The organism is Bacteroides cellulosilyticus DSM 14838, assembly GCF_000158035.1.
GTDB lineage: Bacteria > Bacteroidota > Bacteroidia > Bacteroidales > Bacteroidaceae > Bacteroides > Bacteroides cellulosilyticus.
On record NZ_EQ973491.1, the window covers coordinates 457143 to 458893 of the forward strand.

Below are 1751 nucleotides of genomic sequence, written 5' to 3' on the forward strand. Positions count from 1 at the left end.
TTGGTGGTTGGTGCTATCTGGGGATTGGCTTACAGATTGTATCCTCAGAAATTGGGAGCATTGATTGTGTCGCATGCAGTGTGGGATGTGGCGGTATTTGTTGTGTTTCCGATTTAATGACTCACCACGGATTACACGGATTTACACAGATGAAAAAATATATTTTTGATTTTCCTGCTTTATATCTGTGTAAATCCGTGTAATCTGTGGTAAAACAAAATAAAGCTATTATGAAATACAATTTTGATGAAATCATTGAACGTCGTGGCACTAACTCTGTGAAGTGGGACGGCGTAAAGAATATCTGGGGGCGTGATGATTTGCTTCCTATGTGGGTGGCCGATATGGATTTCCGTACTCCGCCTTTCGTGATGGATGCTTTAAGAAAACGCTTGGAGCATGAGGTGTTGGGATATACTTTTGCTTGTGAAGAGTGGTATAATTCTATTTGTACATGGCTGCACGACCGTCATCAGTGGGATATATCCCGAGAGATGCTGACATTCGTTCCGGGAATCGTTCGCGGGCAGGCTTTTGCCCTGCAATGTTTCACTAATCCGGGGGATAAGGTAATGGTGATGACTCCTGTTTACCATCCTTTCTTTTTGGTGACTGAACGTATGGGGCGTGAAGTGGTATATTCACCCTTGGAATTACAGGATGGACAATATCATATCAATTTTGAGCGTTTCCGTAAAGATTTGCAAGGTTGTAAAGTTCTGATTCTCTGTAATCCTCATAATCCGGGCGGACGTGTATGGACGGCAGAAGAGTTGAAAGAAATAGCGGCTATCTGTTACAATAATGGCACATTTGTGATTTCTGATGAGATTCATGCCGATCTGACTTTGCCTCCTTATAAGCACTATCCGTTTGCCACGGTTTCCGAAGCAGCAGCATCGAACTCACTTGTCTTCATGGCTCCCAGTAAAGCATTCAATATGCCCGGATTGGGAAGTTCGTATGCGATTACTGTTGATAAGGATATTCGTGAACGTTTTCAGACCTTTATGGAGGCGGGTGAGTTTTCTGAAGGACATTTGCTTGCCTATATCGGTGCGGCAGCTGCTTACATGCATGGTGCAGAATGGTTGGAGCAAATGCTTGATTATATAAAAGAGAATATAGATTTTACAGAAGAATATCTGAAAGAACATATTCCGGGCATTGGTATGATACGTCCGCAAGCTTCTTATCTCGTTTTTCTGGATTGTCGAGCTTTGGGGCTGACACAGAAAGAATTAACCCGACTTTTTGCAGAGAAAGCACATCTGGCTCTGAATGACGGAACTATGTTTGGTCAACCGGGAGAGGGCTTTATGCGGTTGAATATCGGTTGTCCCCGTTCAGTGCTGAAGCAGGCTTTGCAGCAATTACGTGAGGCTGTTGTGCAGTAATATCAAAAAGAAGAATCTATTTTTGTTGGCCGTACAGGTCTATACTATATGAAGAAACTCTTATATCTTTTTATTGTAAGTGGTATTCTGCTGTGTGCTTGCAGGCATACCGATAGTACTGCTTTGCTCCGCCAGGCGGATGCGGTGGTTTATGGCAATGCGGATAGTGCAATGAAGCTCCTGTCGTTAATCAAGAATCCGGAGCGGTTGCCGTTCGAGGAAAAAATGTTGTATGGCTGGCTGCGTACATTTGCGCATAATGTACGGGGAGCCTCCATGGCGGAAGATTCTTTGATTTTACCGGCATTTCATTATTTTGTCGCCGGTCCGGACACGGTAAAGATGCTGAATTCA

General features: G+C 43.7%; 2 protein-coding genes and 1 pseudogene. All 3 read left to right on the forward strand.

What is annotated here, in order from left to right; all coding sequences use genetic code 11:
• Entirely contained in the window at nucleotides 1–117 is a 117-nt protein-coding gene (locus tag BACCELL_RS26535) for a hypothetical protein (RefSeq protein WP_248604802.1), read from the forward strand.
• Between the two features lie 113 nt (nucleotides 118–230).
• On the forward strand, nucleotides 231–1397 hold the full coding sequence (locus tag BACCELL_RS14095) for a MalY/PatB family protein (RefSeq protein WP_007215317.1): 1167 nt from the start codon (nucleotides 231–233) through the stop codon (nucleotides 1395–1397).
• 48 nt (nucleotides 1398–1445) lie between these two features.
• Nucleotides 1446–1751: pseudogene (locus tag BACCELL_RS14100) on the forward strand (hypothetical protein); the annotation flags it as partial.